This window comes from Thermincola ferriacetica, from assembly GCF_001263415.1.
GTDB lineage: Bacteria > Bacillota > Thermincolia > Thermincolales > Thermincolaceae > Thermincola > Thermincola ferriacetica.
The window spans coordinates 90398-113597 of record NZ_LGTE01000002.1 but is presented as its reverse complement, the minus strand read 5'-3'; the positions used below and the strand labels follow the sequence as shown (position 1 = coordinate 113597).

23 protein-coding genes and 1 pseudogene are annotated in these 23200 nt (G+C 45.7%); 3 read left to right on the top strand and 21 right to left on the bottom strand.

Features of this window, described 5'->3' with window-relative positions:
• Positions 1 to 19: 19 nt before the first annotated feature.
• From Tfer_RS02185 to Tfer_RS02145, 9 genes are all read right to left on the bottom strand, one after another.
• The gene (locus Tfer_RS02185; RefSeq protein ID WP_052216686.1) at positions 20 to 1210 is read right to left on the bottom strand and encodes a phosphopentomutase; all 1191 of its coding nucleotides are present in this window, start codon (positions 1208 to 1210) and stop codon (positions 20 to 22) included.
• A 16-nt stretch (positions 1211 to 1226) separates the two neighbouring features.
• Positions 1227 to 2114 (bottom strand): site-specific tyrosine recombinase XerD, encoded by an 888-nt coding sequence (gene xerD, locus Tfer_RS02180; protein WP_052216685.1) that lies wholly within the window; start codon positions 2112 to 2114, stop codon positions 1227 to 1229.
• Positions 2115 to 2233: 119 nt separating this feature from the next.
• Positions 2234 to 2497, bottom strand: coding sequence for a hypothetical protein (locus Tfer_RS02175; RefSeq protein ID WP_152908942.1), 264 nt, complete (start codon positions 2495 to 2497; stop codon positions 2234 to 2236).
• A gap of 105 nt (positions 2498 to 2602) precedes the next feature.
• A complete protein-coding gene (gene spoIIM, locus Tfer_RS02170) occupies positions 2603 to 3235 on the bottom strand; it encodes a stage II sporulation protein M (RefSeq protein WP_052216684.1) in 633 nt (210 codons plus the stop codon).
• Positions 3236 to 3322: 87 nt separating this feature from the next.
• The gene (locus Tfer_RS02165; protein ID WP_052216683.1) at positions 3323 to 4006 is read right to left on the bottom strand and encodes a hypothetical protein; all 684 of its coding nucleotides are present in this window, start codon (positions 4004 to 4006) and stop codon (positions 3323 to 3325) included.
• A 3-nt stretch (positions 4007 to 4009) separates the two neighbouring features.
• Entirely contained in the window at positions 4010 to 5347 is a 1338-nt protein-coding gene (locus tag Tfer_RS02160) for an endonuclease Q family protein (RefSeq protein WP_242843537.1), read from the bottom strand.
• Between the two features lie 69 nt (positions 5348 to 5416).
• On the bottom strand, positions 5417 to 6487 hold the full coding sequence (locus Tfer_RS02155; RefSeq protein ID WP_052216681.1) for a DUF3866 family protein: 1071 nt from the start codon (positions 6485 to 6487) through the stop codon (positions 5417 to 5419).
• A 2-nt stretch (positions 6488 to 6489) separates the two neighbouring features.
• Positions 6490 to 7623 carry a M20/M25/M40 family metallo-hydrolase gene (locus Tfer_RS02150; protein ID WP_052216680.1) on the bottom strand — a complete coding sequence of 378 codons (1134 nt, stop codon included), beginning with the start codon at positions 7621 to 7623 and terminating at the stop codon, positions 6490 to 6492.
• A gap of 394 nt (positions 7624 to 8017) precedes the next feature.
• Positions 8018 to 9163: a YncE family protein gene (locus Tfer_RS02145; RefSeq protein WP_052216679.1), complete on the bottom strand. Its 1146-nt coding sequence runs from the start codon at positions 9161 to 9163 to the stop codon at positions 8018 to 8020.
• Between the two features lie 221 nt (positions 9164 to 9384).
• Between Tfer_RS02145 and Tfer_RS02140 the strand changes: the two genes are divergently transcribed.
• From Tfer_RS02140 to Tfer_RS02130, 3 genes and pseudogenes are all read left to right on the top strand, one after another.
• Entirely contained in the window at positions 9385 to 9705 is a 321-nt protein-coding gene (locus Tfer_RS02140; protein ID WP_052216678.1) for a DUF6431 domain-containing protein, read from the top strand.
• 96 nt (positions 9706 to 9801) lie between these two features.
• Positions 9802 to 11048 (top strand): annotated as a pseudogene (locus Tfer_RS02135) (transposase).
• 130 nt (positions 11049 to 11178) lie between these two features.
• Positions 11179 to 11691 carry an ExeA family protein gene (locus tag Tfer_RS02130; protein WP_242843536.1) on the top strand — a complete coding sequence of 171 codons (513 nt, stop codon included), beginning with the start codon at positions 11179 to 11181 and terminating at the stop codon, positions 11689 to 11691.
• A gap of 359 nt (positions 11692 to 12050) precedes the next feature.
• Here Tfer_RS02130 and Tfer_RS02125 read toward each other — a convergent pair whose 3' ends face one another.
• From Tfer_RS02125 to Tfer_RS02070, 12 genes are all read right to left on the bottom strand, one after another.
• Complete coding sequence (locus Tfer_RS02125; protein ID WP_052216677.1) at positions 12051 to 12491, bottom strand: hypothetical protein; 441 nt, start codon at positions 12489 to 12491, stop codon at positions 12051 to 12053.
• A 92-nt stretch (positions 12492 to 12583) separates the two neighbouring features.
• Entirely contained in the window at positions 12584 to 13162 is a 579-nt protein-coding gene (locus Tfer_RS02120; RefSeq protein ID WP_052216676.1) for a nuclear transport factor 2 family protein, read from the bottom strand.
• Between the two features lie 20 nt (positions 13163 to 13182).
• Entirely contained in the window at positions 13183 to 13626 is a 444-nt protein-coding gene (locus Tfer_RS15815) for an amidase domain-containing protein (protein ID WP_160315513.1), read from the bottom strand.
• Between the two features lie 567 nt (positions 13627 to 14193).
• Positions 14194 to 14742, bottom strand: a complete 549-nt coding sequence (locus Tfer_RS02110) for a 2-oxoacid:ferredoxin oxidoreductase subunit gamma family protein (protein ID WP_052216674.1) — start codon at positions 14740 to 14742, stop codon at positions 14194 to 14196.
• Entirely contained in the window at positions 14742 to 15491 is a 750-nt protein-coding gene (locus tag Tfer_RS02105) for a thiamine pyrophosphate-dependent enzyme (RefSeq protein ID WP_052216673.1), read from the bottom strand. The genes Tfer_RS02110 and Tfer_RS02105 overlap by 1 nt, the downstream gene beginning before the upstream one ends.
• Positions 15491 to 16552, bottom strand: a complete 1062-nt coding sequence (locus Tfer_RS02100) for a 3-methyl-2-oxobutanoate dehydrogenase subunit VorB (protein ID WP_052216672.1) — start codon at positions 16550 to 16552, stop codon at positions 15491 to 15493. Before Tfer_RS02100 ends, Tfer_RS02105 begins: the two co-directional genes overlap by 1 nt.
• A gap of 1 nt (position 16553) precedes the next feature.
• Positions 16554 to 16772: a 4Fe-4S binding protein gene (locus tag Tfer_RS02095; protein ID WP_013120542.1), complete on the bottom strand. Its 219-nt coding sequence runs from the start codon at positions 16770 to 16772 to the stop codon at positions 16554 to 16556.
• A 130-nt stretch (positions 16773 to 16902) separates the two neighbouring features.
• Complete coding sequence (locus Tfer_RS02090) at positions 16903 to 17586, bottom strand: CpaE/TadZ family protein (RefSeq protein ID WP_083436720.1); 684 nt, start codon at positions 17584 to 17586, stop codon at positions 16903 to 16905.
• An 87-nt stretch (positions 17587 to 17673) separates the two neighbouring features.
• Positions 17674 to 19335, bottom strand: coding sequence for an AMP-binding protein (locus Tfer_RS02085; RefSeq protein ID WP_052216671.1), 1662 nt, complete (start codon positions 19333 to 19335; stop codon positions 17674 to 17676).
• Between the two features lie 35 nt (positions 19336 to 19370).
• The gene (locus Tfer_RS02080) at positions 19371 to 19925 is read right to left on the bottom strand and encodes a helix-turn-helix domain-containing protein (RefSeq protein WP_052216670.1); all 555 of its coding nucleotides are present in this window, start codon (positions 19923 to 19925) and stop codon (positions 19371 to 19373) included.
• Positions 19926 to 20256: 331 nt separating this feature from the next.
• On the bottom strand, positions 20257 to 21291 hold the full coding sequence (locus Tfer_RS02075; RefSeq protein WP_282432038.1) for a bifunctional enoyl-CoA hydratase/phosphate acetyltransferase: 1035 nt from the start codon (positions 21289 to 21291) through the stop codon (positions 20257 to 20259).
• Between the two features lie 114 nt (positions 21292 to 21405).
• Positions 21406 to 23148, bottom strand: coding sequence for a sigma-54 interaction domain-containing protein (locus tag Tfer_RS02070; protein ID WP_052216668.1), 1743 nt, complete (start codon positions 23146 to 23148; stop codon positions 21406 to 21408).
• Between the last annotated feature and the right edge of the window lie 52 nt (positions 23149 to 23200).

The window sequence follows — 23200 nt, the reverse complement described above, 5'->3', positions numbered from 1 at the left end:
TTCTACTGGTTCGGATAACTCATGGTTGGATAACGCCTGCTTTCAGCGCCTGGTTTTTAAAGCTTGTCCCGTGCTCCAGTTTAAAACCGAAAAAATCAGCAATAGTTGCCCCCACATCGGCAAAAGTTGCTCTGGTACCCAGATTTGTGCCTTCTGCTATCATGGGACCGTAGACCAACAGGGGAACATACTCCCTGGAATGGTCCGTACTTTCTGTGGTCGGGTCGCATCCGTGGTCAGCGGTAATAATCAGAATATCCTTTTCCCCGACTTGTTCAAGAATTTCCGGCAGTCGACTGTCAAACTCCTCCAGGGCCCTAGCATAACCGGCAGGGTCGTTGCGATGGCCAAAGGAAGAATCAAATTCTACCAGATTGGTAAAGATAAGTCCTGTTGCCTTCTTTTGCATCGCTGCAATGGTTTTGTCAACGCCCTCCATATTGCTTTTCGTATGTATAGCTTCAGTAATGCCCTGGTTATTGAAAATATCCTGTATCTTGCCTATGGCTGTTACATTTAGGCCATTGTCTTTCAACAAATCCAGAACCGTTTTCCCCGGTGGGGAAAGGGAAAAATCGTGCCTGTTGGCTGTCCTTTGAAAATTGCCGGGCTGCCCAATAAAAGGCCGGGCAATGACCCGACCTACGGCATGAGGACCGGCGAGCATTTCTCGGGCAATACGGCACATTTTATACAGCTCGTCCACGGGGATTATCGCTTCGTGGGCCGCTATCTGAAAAACGCTATCAGCGGAAGTATAGACTATCGGATAGCCCGTTTCCATATGTTCTTTGCCCAGGCGGGCAATAATTTCCGTTCCCGAGGCAACTTCATTGCCCAGGGTCTTCCGATTTATCCGGCGTTCAAATTCTTTGATCAGGTCCTGCGGAAAACCGTGGGGATACACCGGAAAAGGCCTGTCCAGAATAATACCGGTTATTTCCCAGTGTCCGGTAGTTGTATCTTTTCCGGCGGAAACTTCAGCCATTTTGCCGAACGCCCCCGCAGGGGCTTCATCGGGACTAACTCCTTCAATGTCTATAATATTACCCAGCCCTAACTGCTGTAAGTTGGGAAGTTTTAAACCACCTACAGCCCTGGCTGTATTTCCGAGGGTATTACTTCCCCGGTCGCCATATTTATCGGCATCCGGCAGTTCTCCTGCCCCAACACTGTCCAACACTATTAGAGTTATTTTGCCTATGTCCATTCAATCGCCCTCCTGTCTAAGCTCTTGGATGTGTCTTGGAATAAACTTCTCTTAACCGCCCTCTGGTCAGGTGTGTATATATTTGGGTGGTAGTTATATCTGCATGGCCCAGCATTTCCTGAACAGATCTCAGGTCGGCGCCGTTTTCCAACAGGTGGGTCGCAAAAGAATGCCGCAGGGTATGCGGGGTAATATCTTTCTTAATACCCGCTTCCCTGGCATATTTTTTAATTATTTTCCAAAAACCCTGCCTGGTCATGCGCCGGCCATGGTGGTTAACAAAAAGGGCCGTTTCTCCTTTGGACTTAATTAGTCTAACTCTGCCCCGGTGCAAATATTCTTCCACATATTTCTTCGCCAGAGACCCGATGGGAATGATCCTTTCCTTTGAACCCTTGCCGAAACACCGGACATAACCCATTTCCAGGTTGACATGGTCCAGATCCAGGGATATCAATTCACTTACCCTAATGCCCGTAGCGTACAACAATTCCAGCATGGCTTTATCACGGGACCCGGCAGGTTCATTTAACCTTGGTTGATTCAACAGTATTTCAACTTCTTCTACGGAAAGAACCCTGGGCAGTTTCTTTTGCAGCTTTGGCGACTCCAGGTTTACGGTAGGATCCTGTTCGATATGTTTCTCCCGCAGCAGGTACTGATAAAAAGATTTCAGGGAAGCCAGATGCCTCGAAATCGTGGATGTGGCTTTGCCCTGTTTTTGCAGATGCAACAGGTAGGCCATAACATTTGTCTTGTTTGTTGCTGCAAATTTAGTTATCCCGTGCTTGGACAGAAAGGCGCTGTACCGCTCCAAATCGCGGGCATAGGATTCCAAAGTATTTTCCGCCAATCCCCGTTCAACAGTCAGGTAATAAATAAATTCTTCTATTAAGGCTTTCATAAAAATACCCCTTTTCCACCAATTTTTCAGTGGCTTCGTCAATTGCAGGGTAAAACTAGAATAGAGTAGCCAGTGCTACTCTATTTTTTTCCACAATGCACCATTGAATTCCTTTTTTTCTAATCCTTCTTATAGAAATCCTTTAATTTGACCACAAATTCATCCAGCAGGTTGTCGGTCTTCATCTCCTTGTCACCGGCAGTTTGCGTTTGTTCTACCCGCATGGGGTTGCCACTTGGTTTATCCTCTCTTAATAATCGCTGGCTGGTAAAAACATATCCGTTATAAATCCCGTAAAGATGAGTGATGACCATACCAAGAATAACAATCGTAATTAATATTCTAATCCCAAAAGTAATTTTTTCTTTGGTTTTGTTTCTCAATATGAAAAACACCCTTATCCCCCGCTTCCCTGACATATATCAAGTATCTTTTCTAATTAATTTATATGTGGTCAGGGGCAATTTAGAACTTATCCGGGTAATATGTCAAAACAGCAAAGCTATGGAATATTTGATGAGGGACGGGGTAATATAGGCTTCCATCAGGCATCCCGCACCAGTCATCACTGCCGCACACCCCATACCAACGGTATAAAAGAGCGCCGGCCGGCCTACTTCAAATTCCCTGAACATAAACCTGTTTTTAGCAAAAAAAACCGAAAAAGTCAGGGTAAACATACCGCTAATCAATAAAACGGGAATAAAGATCAGATTTTGGGGGATTACCAATACTATCGATAACAGCACCCCTTTCCAGGCCTGGTCATAGGCCAAAAAACCCACGGTAAAGCCCAGGGTAAACCCCCGGGTGAATACCAATACGGGAACCAGTATGCCACCAACCACACTGAGCCCCAAAATGTACATGGTCAGAATGACATACATATTTTGCACTAAAGATCCCTTTATAGCTGCTTTTTTATCGAGCGACAGTCCCGGCACCTTGGTAATAAAGTTTTGCATTGTCTTTGACAGTTCGTTCTTCATGCCCTGGTCCAGACTTTTTGCTCCTATTGCTCCAAAAATAAGACCGGCCATGAAAAATATGACCAATATTAAACCCAACAGCCAATTGTTTCTAAAATATTGCCTACATGCACGTTTTAAACGTAGTAGCACAACCGGCACCCCCTTCACCAAAATAACCTTGTCCTGTGAAATAAGTATGGGGGTTGGTTGATAATTATACCAAAAATGTGGCCACCACTATTTAAGTTGGGTAAAGCCCTTCTCCAGAATGAGCCGGGCAATATATTCGGCGGCCAGGATATCTTCCAGCGAATTCGCCGTGGCTGCTACCACCGTAATACCCACACCCAGCCGGGAAGCCTGTTCCACTGCCCGGGCAGCGGCGTCATGGGCAGGTTTTATTCCTCTTTTCTGCATGGTCCTGGCAATAGTCCCCGTAACTACTGCCGGCGCTCCCGCGTTAAATGCGGCATCATAGGCAACACCACCCGTGTCGGTTACAGCCAGTACCACCTTATTTTTAAAATCCACCAGTTTGGCCGTTTCCGCCCCATTGTTGGGAACCACCGCCGCAATCCGGGCACCTGATTTTTTTATCCCCGCTACCGCCTTGCTTGCCCGCTGCAGCCGTTCTTCATCTGTACCGACCCTGGGTTCGGATATCAATACTACCTCTGTACCATTCCGTAAAGCAATACTGCCGGCTTCCATGCCTATTTTTTCCGGATTTAAGTCCACCGGCGCCCGGGAGCTGTCGGGACTGGCCCCAAATACAGCAACCGCCCCCGCATCCAGAGCAGCTTCCAGGGTAGTCGACATATCAATCACGTCCACTACCATAACCAGGTGCCCCATCATGGCTGCGGCTACTGCTCCCGTGGCATTCGCCGTTACATTAACACCGATAAAATTTGTTTGCAAACCTTATTCCTCCCTGATTAACATTTTGCCGTAGCGGCCCCCGCCACCTGCCGTTAATTCCGCCTTACCGGAACGGGCCAGGCAGAGCAGAGATGCTATTTTCTTTCCTGCAACTTTTTCCAGATCTTCCTCAGAAGCAGAATGCAGTATCTCCATTTCCGTTCCAAAGCACTGCAAAAGTTTGTCTACAGTTTTTCTACCGACCCCGGGCACAAAACTTAAGGGCACCTGATAGTGATATGGCGGTCTGTGGTCCGGGCTTACCGGTTCACGATAGGTGGCTATTTCTTCAAGCCGGTCCAGCACCCCTTTTACAATTTTATCACTTCCACAATACTCACACCTGAGAACCGGAGGGGCTCCCCCTGCAATTTTCTCACAGACCAGGCAGTGGGTCCGGTGATATTTGCCCAGGCGTGGGTCCAAACCGTAATTGGCCGTCACTTTCCGCCCCTTTTCCCGCTTCAAAGCCATTAAAAGCTCCTCGTAATTGGCCTGTTGCATATCAATCACATTGTATTCCCGGCCAATTTTCGGCAGAGAATGGGCATCTGAGTTGCTAAGAAACGTTATACCACCAAGGTCGGCCAGCCGGTCAGCAAGATATGTATCGGAACTTAACCCCAGTTCGATGGCGTAAATTTTGGCTATGGCCCGTTGACTAAAAACCTCTGTTAACCGGGCAGCACAATTCCCGAACAGGCTTTTATGCGGTGTAAAGGCATGAGCCGGGACAAAAATCCCACCCAAACCATCCACAATATTAAACAGTTTTTCCGCCGTGATTTCGGCTTTCTGGGAACTCAGGTTGATGTTTTTAATGTATTTGGCCATTACAGACGTAAAATTTTTCATCTTTTCCAGGGTAGGAAAAAAACAGACAAAATGCGCCTTGCCCCCGCTTTTCTCCCTCGTTTCCACTTCCGCTCCCAGTATTAGCACAGCCTTGCCCAGGTAGCTTAACCCCCCTTTGTCCAAGGGAGCCAAACTACCCGCCTCAACCAATCTTATCAGGTCGCTTTGCACTTTCGGCGACCCGGCATCGACTACGCCAATAACGTTAATTCCTTTTCTGTACAGACATTCATCTAATATGTTGGCCAGGGTCAAATCCCTGGCCGCTGTTATTTTTACCGGCGAACCGTCCATAGTCCGTCCTATATGGATATGCAAGTCAACAAAGTACTGTTTCATGGCCGCCTCCATCTTTTTCATAATCGCGTAAGCATGCATAATTTCCCGTGGACAGGCATATTCTACAACAGAAGTACTTTTGGGGGGTCGGGCATGCTCTACGAAATTGTCGTAAAAAACAGGATCTATCTGGTTGGTAAAATGCAAGAAGTACTGGCGCAACTAAAACAATATGAAAAGCAGTGTGTTACCTTAAAAGAATTTATCAACCGAAAGCTAGATTAGTTTCGCCCCGGCAATCCCTGCCGCGCCGGCGGTCAGGAAAAACTCCAAATCCTGGTCAATATCACGACCCATGGTAGTCACTTTTATGCCTTCACTTTTGACAAGGTCAACGGCCGGCTTGCCATCCTCCACTACAATATCATGTTTTTCAGTAATACCGCTTTCTGCGAGCTGTTCATTAATTAATGCCGCTTTTCCTATCTCCAGTTCAGGCAGTACCACTTTGGCCCGGGCCAATGCTATCCTGCCCAGAGCAGTTAAGGAATGATGGCTGACGCCCCGGTGCCTTGCCCGGGGATCGGCAAAGCTAATTCGTGGTACAGCTACAGACAATCCTTCCATAACATGTACGGCATTGATCATTTCACCCTGTTCCACCCCGGTAAAGCCCAGTCTGGTTCCTGTCCCGACAATGCCGGGACCCATCCCGATGATAACCAGATCTGCCTTGGCCGCAACCTTCGCTGCCGCCAAGCCCGTGTAAATATTGACAGCTTCCAGGTCGCCCCCGAAGGCGTGTCCAATGGTTATGGTTTTTGCAATCCACCCTTTGCCTGTCAAATTGCGGACCATTTTACTGAACCAGATAGGCAGGGCCGCACCATCCGTCATAATATAGGCCGTTCTGATTTTCGGGCTGATAGCCCTGATCCCCGCTGCTATCAGGGGCAACATGCTGTGCAAAGTACTGACGATGACCGGCAAGCCCTCAACAGATGCACAGGCATTTATGGCCTCATGATAAGGACTCTCCTCTTCTTCCACGGCCAGGCACTTTACCTGCCCCGGCGTATACCGCAACTTCATAATGTGCCCGGCTTCTTCGGTATCAGTCTCCCGGACAGATAAATTGGCCATCACAAAATGCCAGCCGCCGCTACCCAGCGATTTATGTACAGCCGTAGTGTTCAGCACTACCACATCACCTTCTGCCACGGGACCGGTTAATAAATTGTAGTTCACCGCCCTGGCTTCGCCGCCTTCGACAGCAACCAGGACTTCCTTCATCACAGGGTTTTCGGTCAACACCTTGACCACCTTGCCCTGCCTGATTCTGATCATTTTTATACCTCCGAACCATTTGCTGAAATCACTTGCACAATTTCCACCAGGTATCTGGCATTTAATACCAAGTCCTCTATGGTAATATATTCCTCCGTGGAGTGCACTTTATTCATGCCAATACCCAGGTTAGCCGTCGGGATACCTTTACCGTTAAAAATGTTGGCATCGCTTCCCCCGCCGGTGCTGATCAGCTTTGGCTCCCGGCCCAGTTTTTTGGCCGCCTGTACTGCAAATTTCACCGCCGGGTCCGTTTCTGCCAGGTTTAGATGGGGATAGAGAAACTCCTTTTCTATTTCTACCCTGGCCCCGGCCTCCCGGGCAGTTTCTTCAAGCACGCCACACATTTGCGCTACCTGTTTTTCCAGGGTGTCCGGGTCAATACTCCGGGCTTCCCCTTCAATGTTGACCATGTCAGGGATAATGTTAGTCGCTTTTCCACCGTTGATGATACCAATATTGGCAGTGGTCTGGTGGTCAATCCGCCCCAGTTTCATCTTGCTGATGGCCCTGGAAGCAACCACGATGGCATTTACGCCCTCCTCGGGGCTGATACCCGCATGGGCTGCCTTGCCATATATTACGGCCTTAATTCTGTACTGGGCCGGTGCTTTCGTGATTATGGTCCCGGCTGAACCGTCACAATCAAGGACATAGCCAAACCGGGCGGTTAGTTTATCAAAATCCAGGCGTTTCACACCCTGCAAGCCGCATTCTTCGGCCACGGTGAACACCAATTCTATGTCACCATGTTGAATATTTTTTTCCTGAAGTACCCGGATGCACTCCAGTATAGCAGCAATACCGGCTTTATCATCAGCACCCAAAACAGTGTCTCCGGCAGAAGTTATCACCCCGTCTTTAACAACAGGCTCAATCCCCCGGCCCGGCTCCACGGTATCCATATGGGCGCACAGCATGATGGCGGGTATCCCTTCGGCATTGCCGGGTAGCCTGGCAATAAGGTTGCCGCACCCGGAATTAAGCATTTCGCCGGCCTTGTCTTCGTAAACAGTTAAACCCATGCCGGTTAAGCGGTTTTTCAACCAGTCGGCAAAGTTCCGCTCATTGTATGAGGCGGAGTCAATCTTAACCATTTCACAAAACTCGTCCGTTATCCGTATTTGGTTAACCATCAGAATGCCTCCCATTATGTTATTAGCTGCCTGCCGTCTACCGATATATGGCGGCAGCCGAAAACAGATTGGCTCATTGATTATATTCTACCTGAATTTTTTTCTATATTCCATATTTTATATGAAATTCACCCATCCCCTTTGTCCGCCGGTCGCCAGATTTGGTACCACAATTATAAAACAATCATTGCTCCGAAGTAGGAATTTACAGTACTTAAATATTCCGAAATCTACCGGATGAAACAATCTCTTATGCGGCAATTAGGTTAACATAAAAAATTCCCCACCGGTACCTGGGGAAAAATCTTTACAACTGAGGAATTTCCTTTTGCAAAAAACATCTTAAGGAAAATCGGTTTTGTTCAATCTCTGGGTTGCGAAGTCTAGTTAAATTTCAAAAGACTACTAACGTTGAAGGATTAACACCTTCACCCAGTTTAATGTTGCCAATGATTTTACTTAATTTTAAATCTACTACCGAAATCTTACCAGTATTATAATTGCTAACAAACAAATAATTATCTTTAATGGCCATTCCTGCTGGTCCACTAAATCCTTTGATTTTACCAACTACTTTATCTGTATTTGTGTTAAAAACAGTTATTGTATCGCCGGAATCACCTCCATTATTGTGAGTTATATATGCCATCCCATCTTTGTTTATGACAATTTTATTACAGTCAGGCAAATCTAGTTTTATTTCCTTCAAAAATGTTCCATCAGTATTATAAATACTTACTTTGGGTTCTTTGCAGCCTTCGTATTTGAGGTTATTAAAGCTACTAACCATATAAATTTTCCCGTTAGGGGCTATCTTAAGATCTGTGGGGCAAAAATTTAGACCTTTTGGTGTTAAAACTTTGATTTCTTGTGTATTTCTTTTGATAGATGCAATATAATTATTTGGCACATCTTTATAACCTAAGTCTATTGCGTCTACACAAACGTAAATATAATTACCTTTAATGTCATATCCATAAAACGATCCCTTGAGACTAAAGGGTTTAATTACTTCATCTTTTTCAGTATCAATTATTTTAAACGGCGTTCCTGAAGGATTGTATGGTGCAGGTTGCAAAATGAACATTACATAAGCCTTCTTTTTACCAGGGTCGAATATAATATCCTGCGCACCATATTTATCTTTAATTTTAATAGTATTGATAATATCGCCATTTTTCAGTACAACAATCCTACCCTTCTGAATTTCGCCATTACTACCGTAATTCGAACAATAAATTTTATTTTCACTTACTTTATATATATGGTTGGCGTTCAAACCTTTTTTTCTAAGCTGAATCTGTTTAACATTGTACTTAAAATTACCTTTATCAAGACTAAATATTTCAATATAACTCACATCTCCCAAATTATCAGCATACAAACTATATTTCAGATTGCTGATCAGTTTTGTATTCGTTTCACTATGGCCACATCCACTACTTAAAAAAGAAGTATTAACATTACAAGAATCAGATATGTTGTTTTTTTCAACATTCGATACTCCCCTTATATTGTTATGAGAGGTATGGAATCCCATACCTCTCATGTTTTAAATTTTTATGAAAAGTACAACCAGGAAATAACATTGTTGCTATTATAAATGTCAACAGGTAAACACCAGTACCCGCCATCTGCTGTCGATTAGCAAAATAACCTCTCCCGAACCAGTGAGATTTTTTCAAAATCAAACAACCTGAACAATTTTTCGACACCCTGGCATTTTGATATAATTTTGGCAAAATGTTTGGGGTGATTTACTTGATACTACCGTATGATTTTAGCATTTCAATTGATGAGTACGCGGAGCGCGGGAAAAAGAACGATTTCCCGGAGATTGATCAGTGCCCTTGTTGTAAAGGGCGGACGCGTCTGGCCCGGCATGGTTTCTACTGGCGGAATGCCATCACCGCCGCGAAACAATACCGGTTGCCGATTTGCCGGCTGATATGCCCTTCCTGCAAAAAAACGGTCTCACTACTGCCATCGTTTTTGCTCCCATATTTCCAGCATGCCGTTGATGTTATCCTGGAGAAGTTGCACAACAGCCTGATATACAGGAAAATCACCGGCTATCATTAACTTGTGCTATTCTACCGGAACCGGTTTCTCCAGAACCTAAACCGGATGGAACCATGGATGGTTAACCGGTTAACCTCCTGAAAAAGGAGGGATTTTATGCAGGAAATAGATCAGGAAAAGGTAGCGTTATTCCGTTACGGTCTCATTGCGCCCATTTTAAACGGCCAGGTTGCCAACCAGAAGGAGTACCTGGCAGAAGTAGCGGGTAAAGTTCATCAGGTGCCCCACTACGGGCCTAAGGAGTTTACGCCCAAAACGCTGGCGGGCTGGCTTCTGGCCTACCGCCGGGCCGGGTTTGATGGGCTTAAGCCCAAGCAACGCTCCGACCAGGGTCAGTCCGGGAAACTCACCCGGGAGCAGGAAGAACATCTGCTGGCTTTGCGCCAGGAACTGCGGGATATGCCAGTGTCTGTCTTTTATGACCGGCTGGTGGACAAGGGTGAAATACTGCCCAGGGATGTTTCCTATGCCACAGTCTACCGTATCCTTAGAAAACATGGGATGATTGGCAAAGAATCAGTCAGGTCCCCTGAACGGAAGCGTTTGCTTATGATACAGTCAACACTCTCTGGCAGGGGGATATGCCGGTTGGGCCGTATCTGGTGCTGAACGGGCGGAAGACTAAGACTTTTCTTTTCGCTTTTATCGATGACTGTTCGAGGTTGGTGCCTTTTGCCCAGTTCTTTTTTTCAGAGAAGTTTGATTCCCTGCGGACAGTGTTTAAAGAGGCATTGATCCGCCGGGGGGTACCAAGGATTGTGTATGTTGATAACGGTAAAATCTACCGTTCCGATACCTTCCAGATCGCCTGTGCCAGCCTGGGTATCGCCCTTACCCATACCCAGCCTTATGACGCGGCCAGCAAAGGCAAGATTGAGCGGTTCTTCGGCACTGTCAAGACGCGGTTTATGCCGCTTCTGAAATCCCGGCCGGCTAATTCCCTTGATGAGTTAAACTGCCGGTTCTGGCAGTGGCTGGAGGAGGATTATCACCGGAAGATTCATGCTTCACTGGGGATGAGTCCGCTGGATATGTATTTGTCCCAGGCCAGCCGGGTGCAGATGGTGGAAGATTCGGCTTCCTTAGACCCGCTGTTCTTAAAACGCGAAAAACGCAAGGTGAAGCATGATGGGACTATTTCCGTCAATAACAAACTTTATGAGGTGCCCCCACGTTTTATCGGCCAGAGGATTGAGGTCCGCTTTGACGATGACGAGGTCTATGTCTATGAGGACAGCCAGGCTGTCGCAAAGGCCGTGCCGGTTAATTTCGCTGACAATGCCAGGGTGAAACGGGAGCGTGCCCTCTCCTTCCAGGAGATGCTCTCAGGAAAGGAGGGGTAACCCATGTACCGTTCTTTTTATTCACTGGCCAAATACCCTTTGCCAAGGAAATTAAAACATCTGATTCCTTTCCTTCTGCCGCTTTTGCCGAGACTACTGCCCGGCTGGAGTTCTGAAAAAGACCCGCGGGATGGGATTGATCGTTGGCGAGCCGGGAGCAGGCAAGACCTTTGCTCTGCGGGCTTTTGCTGAGAGTCTGAATCCTTCACTTTACAAGGTGATATATTTTCCCTTGTCCACCGGTACGGTAATGGATTTTTACCGGGGCCTGGAGGCAGGTCTTGGCGAGAAACTGAAGTTCTGCAAGGTTGACCTATTTCACCAGATTCAGCATGCTGTCCAGGTGTTCTTCCGGGAACGGAAGGTCACACCGGTGTTTATCTTAGATGAAATGCAGATGGCCAAAGACCTGTTCTTTTGTGACCTGAGCATCCTCTTTAACTTTGGCATGGACTCGGAAAACCCCTTTATCCTTGTTCTGTCAGGTCTCCCTAATCTGCTCGAACGGTTGACGCTGAATCAAAACCGGCCATTGTTTCACAGGATTATGATGCGTTACAAGATAGAACCGTTGAGCAGGGAAGAGGTGGCGGGTTACATCCGGCACCATATGCCGGCGCCAGGCATGCAAAAGCGGCGCTAAATTAATTTGCAAAATCACACTATATGTACCGACTGCCTGGTGGACGCCGTCACCCGCCAGCAGCACACTATTGACGCCACTACTGTTGCCCGGGTTATTGCCGAACGCCAGTGACTTGTCTCAGCCCTCTGACAAAGAGGGCTGTTTTTCACCATTTCTACTGTCAATGGCAGTTGAAACTAAACATTTCTAAAATGTCATGCATTTCGGGAAATGCCCACTTCTAACTGCCATTGACGGCTGGAATGCCACTGACAAATAGCTCAGGAAGCGACAATTTTAAATGAACTCCTTTTGTGTTGTTATACTAATATTTTATTTTTTTATTTCTAAATCACTTTTCATCATCATTCTAAAATTTACTTCCAGGTAATAGGAGAAATTTCTTCACCTGTTATTTTCCATTTATCGATAATCTTAGATAAGGTAAACTTCACATGGTTGCTGCCAGTTGAATTTAAGTCACTTGTTTTTGTCCAAATTATGTCTGCTTCCGCAGTGGCCAACTCCCCGTTAATATTAATTACAACATTTTCTATTTTTGAAATGCTTCTAATCTCATTAAGTTCTTTTACCTGATTAATTCCTTGTTCTACTAAGGGATCAATATAAATTTCGGATAAATCCTTAGTCGTAGCCTGGTTATCTAGCTGAAGGTAAATAGCCTTATTTATTACACCTTGAATCGCAGCTATTTCTTTAGCGTTTGGTTTGTATATAAAACCAACAATACCCCAAAGCATCAAGCTAGAAACTGTTACAATTACGATACTTTGTAAAAGACTTTTTCGTGTTACCATTTTGTTCACCCTTTTATTGCAACTATTTTTAAAAATACAATTTTTATATTAAATAAGCCCTCTACTTTTTGTAGAGGACTTATTGTTCAATATTAGGGACCCTGGCCAGGCAAGTAATTCCACTCTTCACCAGTAATTTTCCATTTGCCGTCAATTTTATCAAGAGTAAATTTATAATGTGCAACGCCTTCCCAGGTTTTGTCACCGTCACCATTTTTTCTGACACTTTTCATAAATTTTCTTATATCAGCTTCTGCAGTTGCTTTGTCTCCGTTTATATTCGCTGTAAAATTTTCAATCTTCCTTACTCCGCCATCTTTGACCCGAAATTCATTTAACTCTTGATACGGAATTGCTCCTTTCAGTTGAGCAATACGGTCATTTAAAAGAGGGCCGCTATAATATTTTGACAATTCGGCAACAAACTTATCGTTCATCTTATTCTTCACATCATCGGGTACTTTGTCGAAGACTGAGTTGTAAGGGGCAGGAGCAATATCTAGACTATTAAATGTATGCACACCTTTGGTTATTACCTTTTCAATCTCAGCAATATCCTTTGCTTCATCTTTATCAACAAAACCAAGACTGGCCCAAATCATTAATCCTGCAATGGTGACAATTGCAATGCTTATTAGCAAACCTTTTTTATTGAAAGTGTTTGAATTCATTTAATCTCCTCCTTTCTAATCTAATTAGGCCTCAGAACCGTAATCGTCATAGTCTTGTAATCGCTATAATAATTAAGATTCCATATTACATGATAATAATCTTTAGTATGTTGATCCTGTAAGTCTCCATACTGTCCATTGCTGGGGGCAGTGCTCTCATCTTTTCCATATGTACTTACCAAAATAGCAGCATGGTCACTTTTACCGTTGCTATCCAAATCATACATCAGAACATCACCTACAGCAGTGGTTGATACGTTATTTGGCGGAGTTGGATAACTATCATCAGTTCTAGCACTATATCTTGCGATTAAAGTTGCAGCAGGATTTTCTTTTAAGTAGTTCGCAAAAATACTGGCATTTACCCAACTATAAGACCAGGAATCCCAAAGTATACCCTGCAGTATTATAGTTTTTCCAATACTTATCTGCGTATGTCTTTGCTGCAAATCCATTGTAAGCATAAGCATTAACGCCAAAAACGAGAGTTAACAGGCTGACCACGAGAAACAAAGAACAGACCTTTTTGCTTGTTACTTTCACTTTTTCCTACCTCCCTTTTATTATATTGATTTAGGTTCCTACATATCAATAAAAATGTTTGCGGGCCATGACAGCTTCGCTTGTATTACCCCTAGTAATATGCAAACGAACATAGGCTACGCATCTCTGGCCAGGTCAACCCCCGGAGCAAAAAAATTCCCACCCGGTTTGAAATACAACCTGGTAGGAATTTTTTTGAGCCTATGGCAGCCGAACGGCTGGGGTTTGATTAAGAAATACAATTATAAAGTTTTTTCCGCCTAATATTTTTAAGAAATATGAGTTATCTTAATGTGAACCTTAGTAAAAATGTTAAATTTTATGTTAGCATTTATATTGATACAGTTACTAGGCGGATATTAGTCAAACGTAAGCGCGGCAAGTGATTGTAGCGGTTGACGCTTTTGGGCGATGACCATCTCCTCGCCATCAGATGTGTTTCCCCAACACATTTGATGAACTTACCTCCTGGCTAAGCAACTTATCCCCTATTCTGTTGTTTTCCGAACTATCTCCGCCCCAAGCTCCAGAGCCTGCCTGTTCAGAGGAATCAAGTTATGCCTGCGCTCAGGAAGAACTTTTTTCAGAGATTCTATGATCGAATCAATGGTCACCACTTTGGTCATTTCTATATATGCTCCCAGCAGCACTATATTGGCCACCTTGCCGTTACCCAGTTTTTCGGCCATTTCGTTGCCGGGGATCTCGAGAACCCTGATGTCCTGGCGGATTGCTTTTTGGGAAACCAGAGAACTGTTTATAAGCATCAAGCCGCCCGGTTTCAGCATCGGTTCAAACTTAGCCAATGACGGCTGGTTCATAATAATGACCGATGAAGGCTCGGTGAAAACAGGTGAACTGATTTCTCTGTCAGAAATAGTCACAGAGCAGTTGGCGGTACCACCGCGCATTTCCGGCCCATAGGAGGGAATATAAGCCACATGCTTGTCCTCGATCATTCCGGCATAGGTCAGCAACTGCCCCATGGACATAACACCCTGGCCGCCAAATCCGGCAATTATCAATTCCTCCAGCATTACTTGGCCACCTCCCCGGAAACCTTATATTCACCTAAGGGGTAGTAAGGCAGCATGTTTTCTTCCAGCCATTTCACCGCTTCTACAGGCGGCAAACCCCAGTTGGTCGGGCAGGTTGACAAAATTTCCACAATCGCAAAACCCTCATTGTTCATCTGTACTTCAAAGGCCTTTTTAATAGCCTTTTTTGCTTTGAGAATATTGGCCGGGTTATGCACGGAAACCCTGACAGCATAAGCAACTCCGTCCAACACGGACAGCATTTCTGTCATCCGCACGGGATAGCCGTTCACATCCTTGTCCCGGCCGTAAGGAGTGGTGGTGGATTTCTGTCCGATCAGGGTCGTAGGCGCCAATTGACCGCCCGTCATGCCGTAAATAGTATTGTTGATAAACAGAACCGTAATTTTTTCTCCCCTGGCAGCGGCATGTACGATCTCTGCCGTTCCTATCGCTGCCAGGTCGCCGTCCCCCTGGTAGGTGAAAACTACACTGTCGGGATGAACACGCTTAATACCGGTGGCTACGGCAGGAGCCCTCCCGTGGGAAGCCTGTTGGCAATCAATATCCCAGTATTCGTAAGCAAAAACAGCACATCCGACAGGAGCAATACCTATGGTTTTCTCTTGGATGCCAAGTTCATCAATCACTTCTGCCGCCAGCCTGTGAACCACACCATGGGTACACCCGGGGCAATAATGCATTTGTTTATCTGTCAGGGCTTTAGGCCTGGTGAAAACCTTCTTCATTACCGGTTACCCCCTTCCAGTATCTTTTTCATTTCCGCAAAAATCTCCGCTTTAGTCGGTACTATCCCACCGGTCCGGCCAAAGAAATATACAGGTTTTTTACCGTTAACGGCCAGGCGGACGTCTTCGACCATCTGCCCGGTGCTCATTTCTACCGCCATAAAAGCATCGGCATGTTCAGCCACCCTGCTGAACGGTTCATCGGGGAAAGGCCATAAGGTTATCGGCCTGATTAAGCCGGCTTTAATACCCTCCTGCCGGGCCTGGTCAACAACGGCTTTGCAAATTCGGGCCGTCGTCCCATAAGCTGCCAGGACTATTTCCGCATCGGCGGTGAAATATTCTTCACAGCGCTTTTCCTTGGCGGCAATTTCATCATACTTGGCCTGCAGCTTTGCGCAATGCCTGGCCAGGTCTTCGGGAACAATGTACAGAGAATTGATAATGTTTCTTTCTCTGCCTTTCGCTCCCGTAGTGGCCCAGGGTTTGTCCGGACCCTGCTTAGCTTCCTGCACTTTGAACTCGACAGGTTCCATCATCTGGCCTAAAATACCATCACCCAGTATCATCACCGGATTCCTGTACCGGTCTGCCACGTCAAAGGCTTCAATAGTCAGGTCCACTAATTCCTGGACAGAAGCCGGTCCGTAGACAACCAGCCGGTAATCGCCATGACCGCCGCCCTTGGTGGCCTGGAAATAATCCGATTGAGCGGGGGCAATATTCCCTAAACCCGGGCCGCCCCTGACCATGTTCACGATAACACAGGGCAGTTCAGCCCCGGCAATATAAGAAATACCTTCCTGTTTCAGGCTTATGCCCGGGCTGGATGACGATGTCATCACCCTTGCTCCGGCACCGGCTGCTCCATAAACCATATTAATTGCTGACGTTTCGCTTTCGGCCTGTATAAATGTACCCCCGACTTGAGGTAATCTCTTGGCCATGTATTCAGGGATTTCATTCTGCGGTGTAATGGGGTAACCGAAAAAGAATTTACAGCCACCTAATATGGCTGCTTCTGCTACAGCCTCATTGCCTTTCATCAATACCTTGCCCAACTTAATTCTCCTCCTTCTCCACTTCAATTGCCACATCGGGACACATCACTGCACACAGGGCGCAGCCCTTGCACTTGGACTGGTCAGTAACTACTGCCGGGTGATAGCCGGCGGCGTTTAAATGTTTGGCCATTTCTATCAAGCCCTGTGGACACGCGGTGGTACAAAGTTCGCAGCCCTTGCAGCGTTCCTCGTGAATAATAGCTCGTCCTTTTGCCATCTCTACTCCTCCTTTGTGCCAAATTCTATAGCGAAAATTATATTTTTTTAACGTAAAAAAAGAAAGCCCCATGGGTTTCTTTTAATTATACTACCATAATACTGAAAAATCATCCCCTGAAATTAACAAGTTACTCCCAGGGGGCTAACATCGACCTGTCAATCTCTAAAACAGGCTGCGATATGGCTTTTAATGCGGAGCAGTAAGTAAATTTCTTTTCGACAGCAAGGAATTTCACAGGCAGTTCCAAAGACCGGGCCATTTCCAGCACTTTGTTGTGTCCGGCGATAATATCAGCAAGCGTAGTTTCACTCAGCAAATTAGGGTTGCTTACCAGGGCCGTAACTTTTAACCGGCTGGCTGCTTCTATCCTTTCCAGAATCGGCCGGACTTCCGTTACTCCGGTGGTAAAAGGCCGGAAGGGATTGATAACAAAAAACATTTCGTATGCGTCGTCAGAAATATGATTGCGGAACCTTCCGGCAGCCCTGGCCCCGATTTCATCGCCACCAAGGTCAATGATGACCCTGGCGGCATGATTCTTTAGCACACCGTTAATACGTGGTGAAAAAGCAGGCAAATCAGTATCAAAACAGTCTTCAACAGAAGCAAGGACTGTGATGCCTGCCTTGTCCAGGAAATTTTTCGCTTCCCTGGACCGGAAGTATGGATTCACAAAATCCAGGTCAACTAAAGTCGTTTCCGCGCATATATCTTTGGCCCGCAAAGCATAGTTAATCGATATTTCTGTTTTTCCGCTGCCATAATGGCCGGTGAATATGGTAATTCTTTTCTGTGCGTAATCAATTGCCATCTCTGTACCTCATATTTTGGCGAAAATTTTTATTGTCGTGTGATTTTGCCTTTATAATGGGCGCCCACACTAATGCCGCCTTTCATACTACTGCTTGTTCTTATCTTGCTCCCTTATTTCTACCCTACGTATTTTGCCGCTGATGGTTTTGGGCAGTTCATCCACAAATTCTATAATCCGTGGATACTTATATGGCGCAGTCACTTTTTTCACATGTTCCTGCAGTTCCTTGACCAGGTCATCGCTGGGGGTGTAATTTGGGGTCAAAACCACAGTAGCCTTAACTACTTGACCTCTGACAGGGTCAGGGACACCCGTTATCGCACATTCAAGAACAGCCGGGTGCTCCAGAAGCGCACTTTCAACTTCAAAGGGCCCGATCCGGTACCCTGAACTCTTAATCACATCATCGGCCCTACCCACAAACCAGTAGTAACCGTCCTCATCGCGCCATGCCATATCCCCGGTATAATAGATATCATCGTGCCACACCTTTTTGGTTAATTCCGCATCCCGGTAATAGCCGTCGAACATACCAAAGGGTTTTCCTCCTTTGGTGCGGATAACAATCTGACCTTCTTCCCCCACATCGCAAGAATTTCCGTTCTCATCAATTAAATCCACATCATAACCCGGGGCCGGTTTACCCATGGAACCCGGCTTCGGTTTTAACCAGGGAAAAGTGGCAATTGTTACCGTTAATTCGGTCTGACCATAACCCTCCATAAGTTTAATACCTGTTGCTTTTAGCCATTGCTCGTATACTTCGGGATTTAAAGGTTCACCGGCGATAGAACAATGTTCCAGCTTGCTAAGGTCAAACTGGCTTAAGTCTTCTTTGATAAAGAACCGGTAGATTGTCGGGGGAGCGCAAAATGTGGTAACGCCGTATTTTTCTATTGCCTTTAGAAGATTTTTCGGAATAAATTTGTCAAAGTCATAAACAAACACTGCACTGCCACAAATCCACTGGCCATATATTTTACCCCATACAGCTTTGGCCCACCCCGTTTCCGCGACAGTCAGGTGTAGCCCGCCCTCCTTAACCTGTTGCCAGTACTTGGCTGTCAGGATATGGCCCAGGGGGTATGTAAAATTATGCTGCACCATCTTCGGCATTCCCGTAGTGCCGGAAGTAAAGTATAAGAGCATAATATCCTCATTTTGAGGAGCTTCTGCTCCAACAGGCCTTTCAAAAATTTCCGAGGCCTTTTCCAGTTCACTGTTAAAGTCGATCCAGCCGTCACGCTGACCGCCTACGGCAGCTTTGAGTACAAGCGTTGGGGATTTTTTCTCCGCTTCATCCACATGTGTTAAAACTTCTTCATCGGCTACGGCTACTACCATTTTTATGTCGGCAGCATTGTTTCTGTAAACTAAATCTTTTGTGGTCAGCAAGTTAGTTGCGGGGATACATATTGCCCCGATTTTATGCAACGCCAGCAAGCAGAACCAGAATTCGTAACGCCTTTTTAAAATAAGCATTACCGGGTCCCCTTTTTTAATGCCCAGCGATTTAAAAAAGTTGGCCGCTTTATTGCTATAACGCTTCATCTGGGCAAAAGTAAAAACGGCTTCTTCGCCCTTATCATCGCACCAGACCATAGCCACCCTGTCTGGGTTTTCTTGAGCCATAAAGTCTACCACGTCATAAGCAAAGTTAAAATTACCGGGTATATTAATCTTGAAATTTTCAACAAAATCCTCGTACGAATCAAAATTCTCCCTTGAAATGAATTTTTCCAGCATCCGTCCTACCTCCGTCACTTGTTCAGTTCAAATTTTTATAAAATAATGGCCAAGAACTTAGCCGGCTTGTTGTTCATTGCCTTCATGCCATGTTTATAGCCCGAATCAAAAAATAATGAATCTCCTTCATTGAGTATGACCTCATGCCCGTCAATAATTACTTTGAGGGTGCCCTCAAGCACATAGTTGAATTCCTGACCGGGATGGAAATTATAGCTGACAGGCCCGTCAACGAGGTCTGGTTCAACAGTAACCAGGAAAGGCTCGGCCTTTTTGTGCACAAAATTAAAAGCCAGGTTTTGGTACTTATACTCTTTCCTCCTGTCAACGCTTACGCCTTTGCCTTTTCTTACCACTGAATAGATATGCAGCCTGGGGCTTTCACCCGTCAGGATCTCCGTTAGCTCCACATTGAATTTGTTGGCAACTTCATAAAGGAAACTCACGGGAATGTCAACCTCGCCGCTTTCGTATTCCTGGTAAGTTTCTTTTGAAACGCCGAATTCCTGAGCCAGGGTTTCCAAAGAAATGCCGGAAATTTCCCTGAGCTCTCTTATGCGTGCAGCAATTTGCTTTAATTGCTCTGACATTGAAACCATCCTTTCTATACTTTGGAAAAATATATCTTGACTACATTTGGGAAAGTGCTATACATTAAAAATTGGTATGTTTATTCGACAGATATCTCAATTTTCCTTTTAAACTTGTGAATTTTTAAAAAATTGTCTTTGTTAAAGGCAAGTCCGTTCGGAAAAAAACATTTTGTCAAGGGAGAATCTCCATGCTTGAAATTAAAAGGTCCAAGTCACCTGTTCGGGCAGTTGTTTAACGACTCACAGCCGTTAATTTTATAGGTAACTTGGACTCGGGGGAAATCAAAGTACGTAAATCATTTGAAATTGGACTTTAGTCTGTTTTTCATTAAGAACGGGCAGCTATTTTCATAGTCTCCCCATGGGCCGCAGACGGGCTCAGTTGTAACTTTTCTTCCTCTTTGCTGGCAAACAATACAGCCATGGCTATGGAAGCCATTTTTGTTTCATGCGAGTCGGCGCGGGAAGGTAAAGTGGCAGGAACTCTGGCCCCTACTATAAGGCCTATGATATTGGCCCCCGCCAAGAAACCGATGGATTTGTATAATACGTTGGCGGCATCTATATTGGGCAGCACCAGAATATCGGCCTGGCCGGCCACTGGGCTGACGACGCCTTTAGCCAGCGCCGCTTCCTTTGATAAAGCCAAATCCAGAGAAAGAGGTCCGTCAATAATACAATCTTTTATCTGACCCCTTTCCGCCATTTTGGAAAGGATAGCCGCATCGATGGTGCTGGGCATATCGGGATTAACTAATTCTTGGCCCGAGATAACGGCTACTTTGGGCTGGGGAATTTTCAAAGACCGAGCCACGCAAACGGCGTTTTTCACCATGACAATTTTTTGCTCCAGGGTGGGCATGATGTTCAGGCCGGCATCCGTCATCAACATCAGGCGGTTGTATGCCTTTGCTTCAAAAACCGTCACATGGCTTAGTCCCCGGCCAACCCTGAGGCCGGTATCTTTATCCAGGATCCCTTTTAAATACACAGGTGACTTTATTGCACCTTTTACCAAAATATCAGCCTTATCTTCACGTACCAACTGAACGGCCCTGCGCACAGCATCTTCCGGTTCGACTTCATTAATAACTTCAAAATTACTTATATCGATTTTTCTTTCGCGGGCAATCCTTGATATTTCGGCCGCATCGCCCACCAATACCGATTCGGCAATGCCCATCTCGTAACATTCCCGGGCAGCCGCCAGTACCCCGCCATCCTGAGCCACTGCTATGGCGGCCCTTTTAGGCCTGCATTTTCTGGCCTCAGCAAGCAATTCCTGAAAGTCTTTCATATCCTTCACCATCCTGTTATTCAACCCGATTTTGTTTATTTGAAGATTTCTTATTGCAATTCCCATGCCAACTTTAAATTTTTATAAAATTGTCGTATTTTCAGTCTATTTACGTTTTCTGACTAATTTTTTTATTGAATGCGAAATTATTTGCACGCAACAATTTTCGTGGTATGAACTCTATTTCATAGATATACCATGCCGTTCCAGCTTGTAATACAAACTCCTGTTGGAAATACCTAACATTCTGGCGGCTTTCGTTTTATTGCCACCCGCTGTTGCCAGCGCCTGCTGAAGAACCTTTTTTTCGACGGCAGCCAATACCTCTTCAAGAGACCCATCCAAGGCAGGTACCGGAATACTTTGTTCCGCTTTTTGCGCCTGCCACTGGGGGCCTGCTGCCCTGCCCAGGGCCGGAACATGGTGCGGCAGAATTGTTGTCTCGTTATACTTCATATTTATGATGGTCCGGCTGATGATATTTTCCAGTTCCCGCACGTTTCCCGGCCAGTCATAATGCATCAGTACATCAAGGGCTTCCGGCGTTATCTCAGCAACCTTCCGTCCATATTCCAGACTGTATTTTCTGCATAAGTGATCGATCAGCAAAGGAATATCCTCTTTCCTGGCCCGCAGGGGAGGTACAAAAATTGGCACCACATTCAGCCTGTAGTACAAGTCTTCCCTAAAAGTCCCTTCACTCACCCGCTGTTCAAGGTTGGCATTCGTCGCCGCAATTACCCGCACGTCGACAGGCACAGGTTTGGTTCCGCCCACCCGCACAATCTCTTTCTCCTGCAGCACCCGTAAAAGTTTTGCCTGAACGCTGGGGTTTACTTCTCCTATTTCGTCCAGGAAAATGGTTCCCCCGTCGGCTTCCTCAAAGTAGCCTTTTTTACCGCTTTTTACGGCTCCTGTAAATGCCCCTTCCACATACCCAAACAGCTCACTTTCCAGTATTGGCTCAGCAATAGCTGCGCAGTTAACCCGTACAAAAGGTCCGCGGCGCCGTACACTGGCATTGTGAATAGCATGGGCAAATAATTCCTTGCCCGTGCCACTTTCTCCCCGAAGCAGAACTGTTGCCGGTGTCTCTGCCGCCCGCTTGGCCTGGTCAATGGCAGAAGCCATGAGCTCACAGGAACCAATGATATCGTCAAAAGTATATTTAGCAGTCATGCGCCTGATCAGGCTTTTTACTTTATCCAATTCATCGGATAACCGCTTAATTTCGGAAATATCATGGATGATCCCCACACTGCCCTTCAATTTGTCACCGATCAGGATTGGGGCCACATTTACCACCACTTCACGACGGAACCGTCCTACCTTCATCGGAACTCCTCTTACTGCCTTCCGGGTCTTCAGTACCTGCATGTGCACACTTTCTCCTTCCGCAATATCAATGGTAGCAGGCTTATGCAAAACCTCTTCCGGTTTAAGCCCCGTAATCCTGGTATAAGCAGGGTTCACCAATATGTTCAGGCCATTTTCATCACAAACTGAAATAGCATCCTGAGTAGAATTTATGATAGCCTCCAGCAGACTGCGCATTTCCATCACATCGGTAATCTGCTCCGACAAAGCTGTAATCTCGGTAACATCGCGAAATACAGCCACGGCACCAATGATTATTCCATTCTCATCCCGTACCGGTACCCGGTTGGTGATTATTTTGGTGTTTCCCAGCAACTGGCTTTGATTTAATTCCGCGCAACCCGTTCTCATTACTTCAAATAACTTCGTTGTGGGAATAACCTCCTTGATATTTTTTCCGATAACTTCCTCTGCCTTAAAACCGGTTATTTTTTCAGCAGCCCGGTTAAAGATATTTATTTTGCCGTCAAGCCCGATACCAATCATGGCATCATGGGTAACATTCATAATGACTTCCATCTCTGCCCTGCTAATGTCTTGACCCATAACTACCTCCTTAAACTATGAAATCTTATGCATACATATTCACTGTCAACAG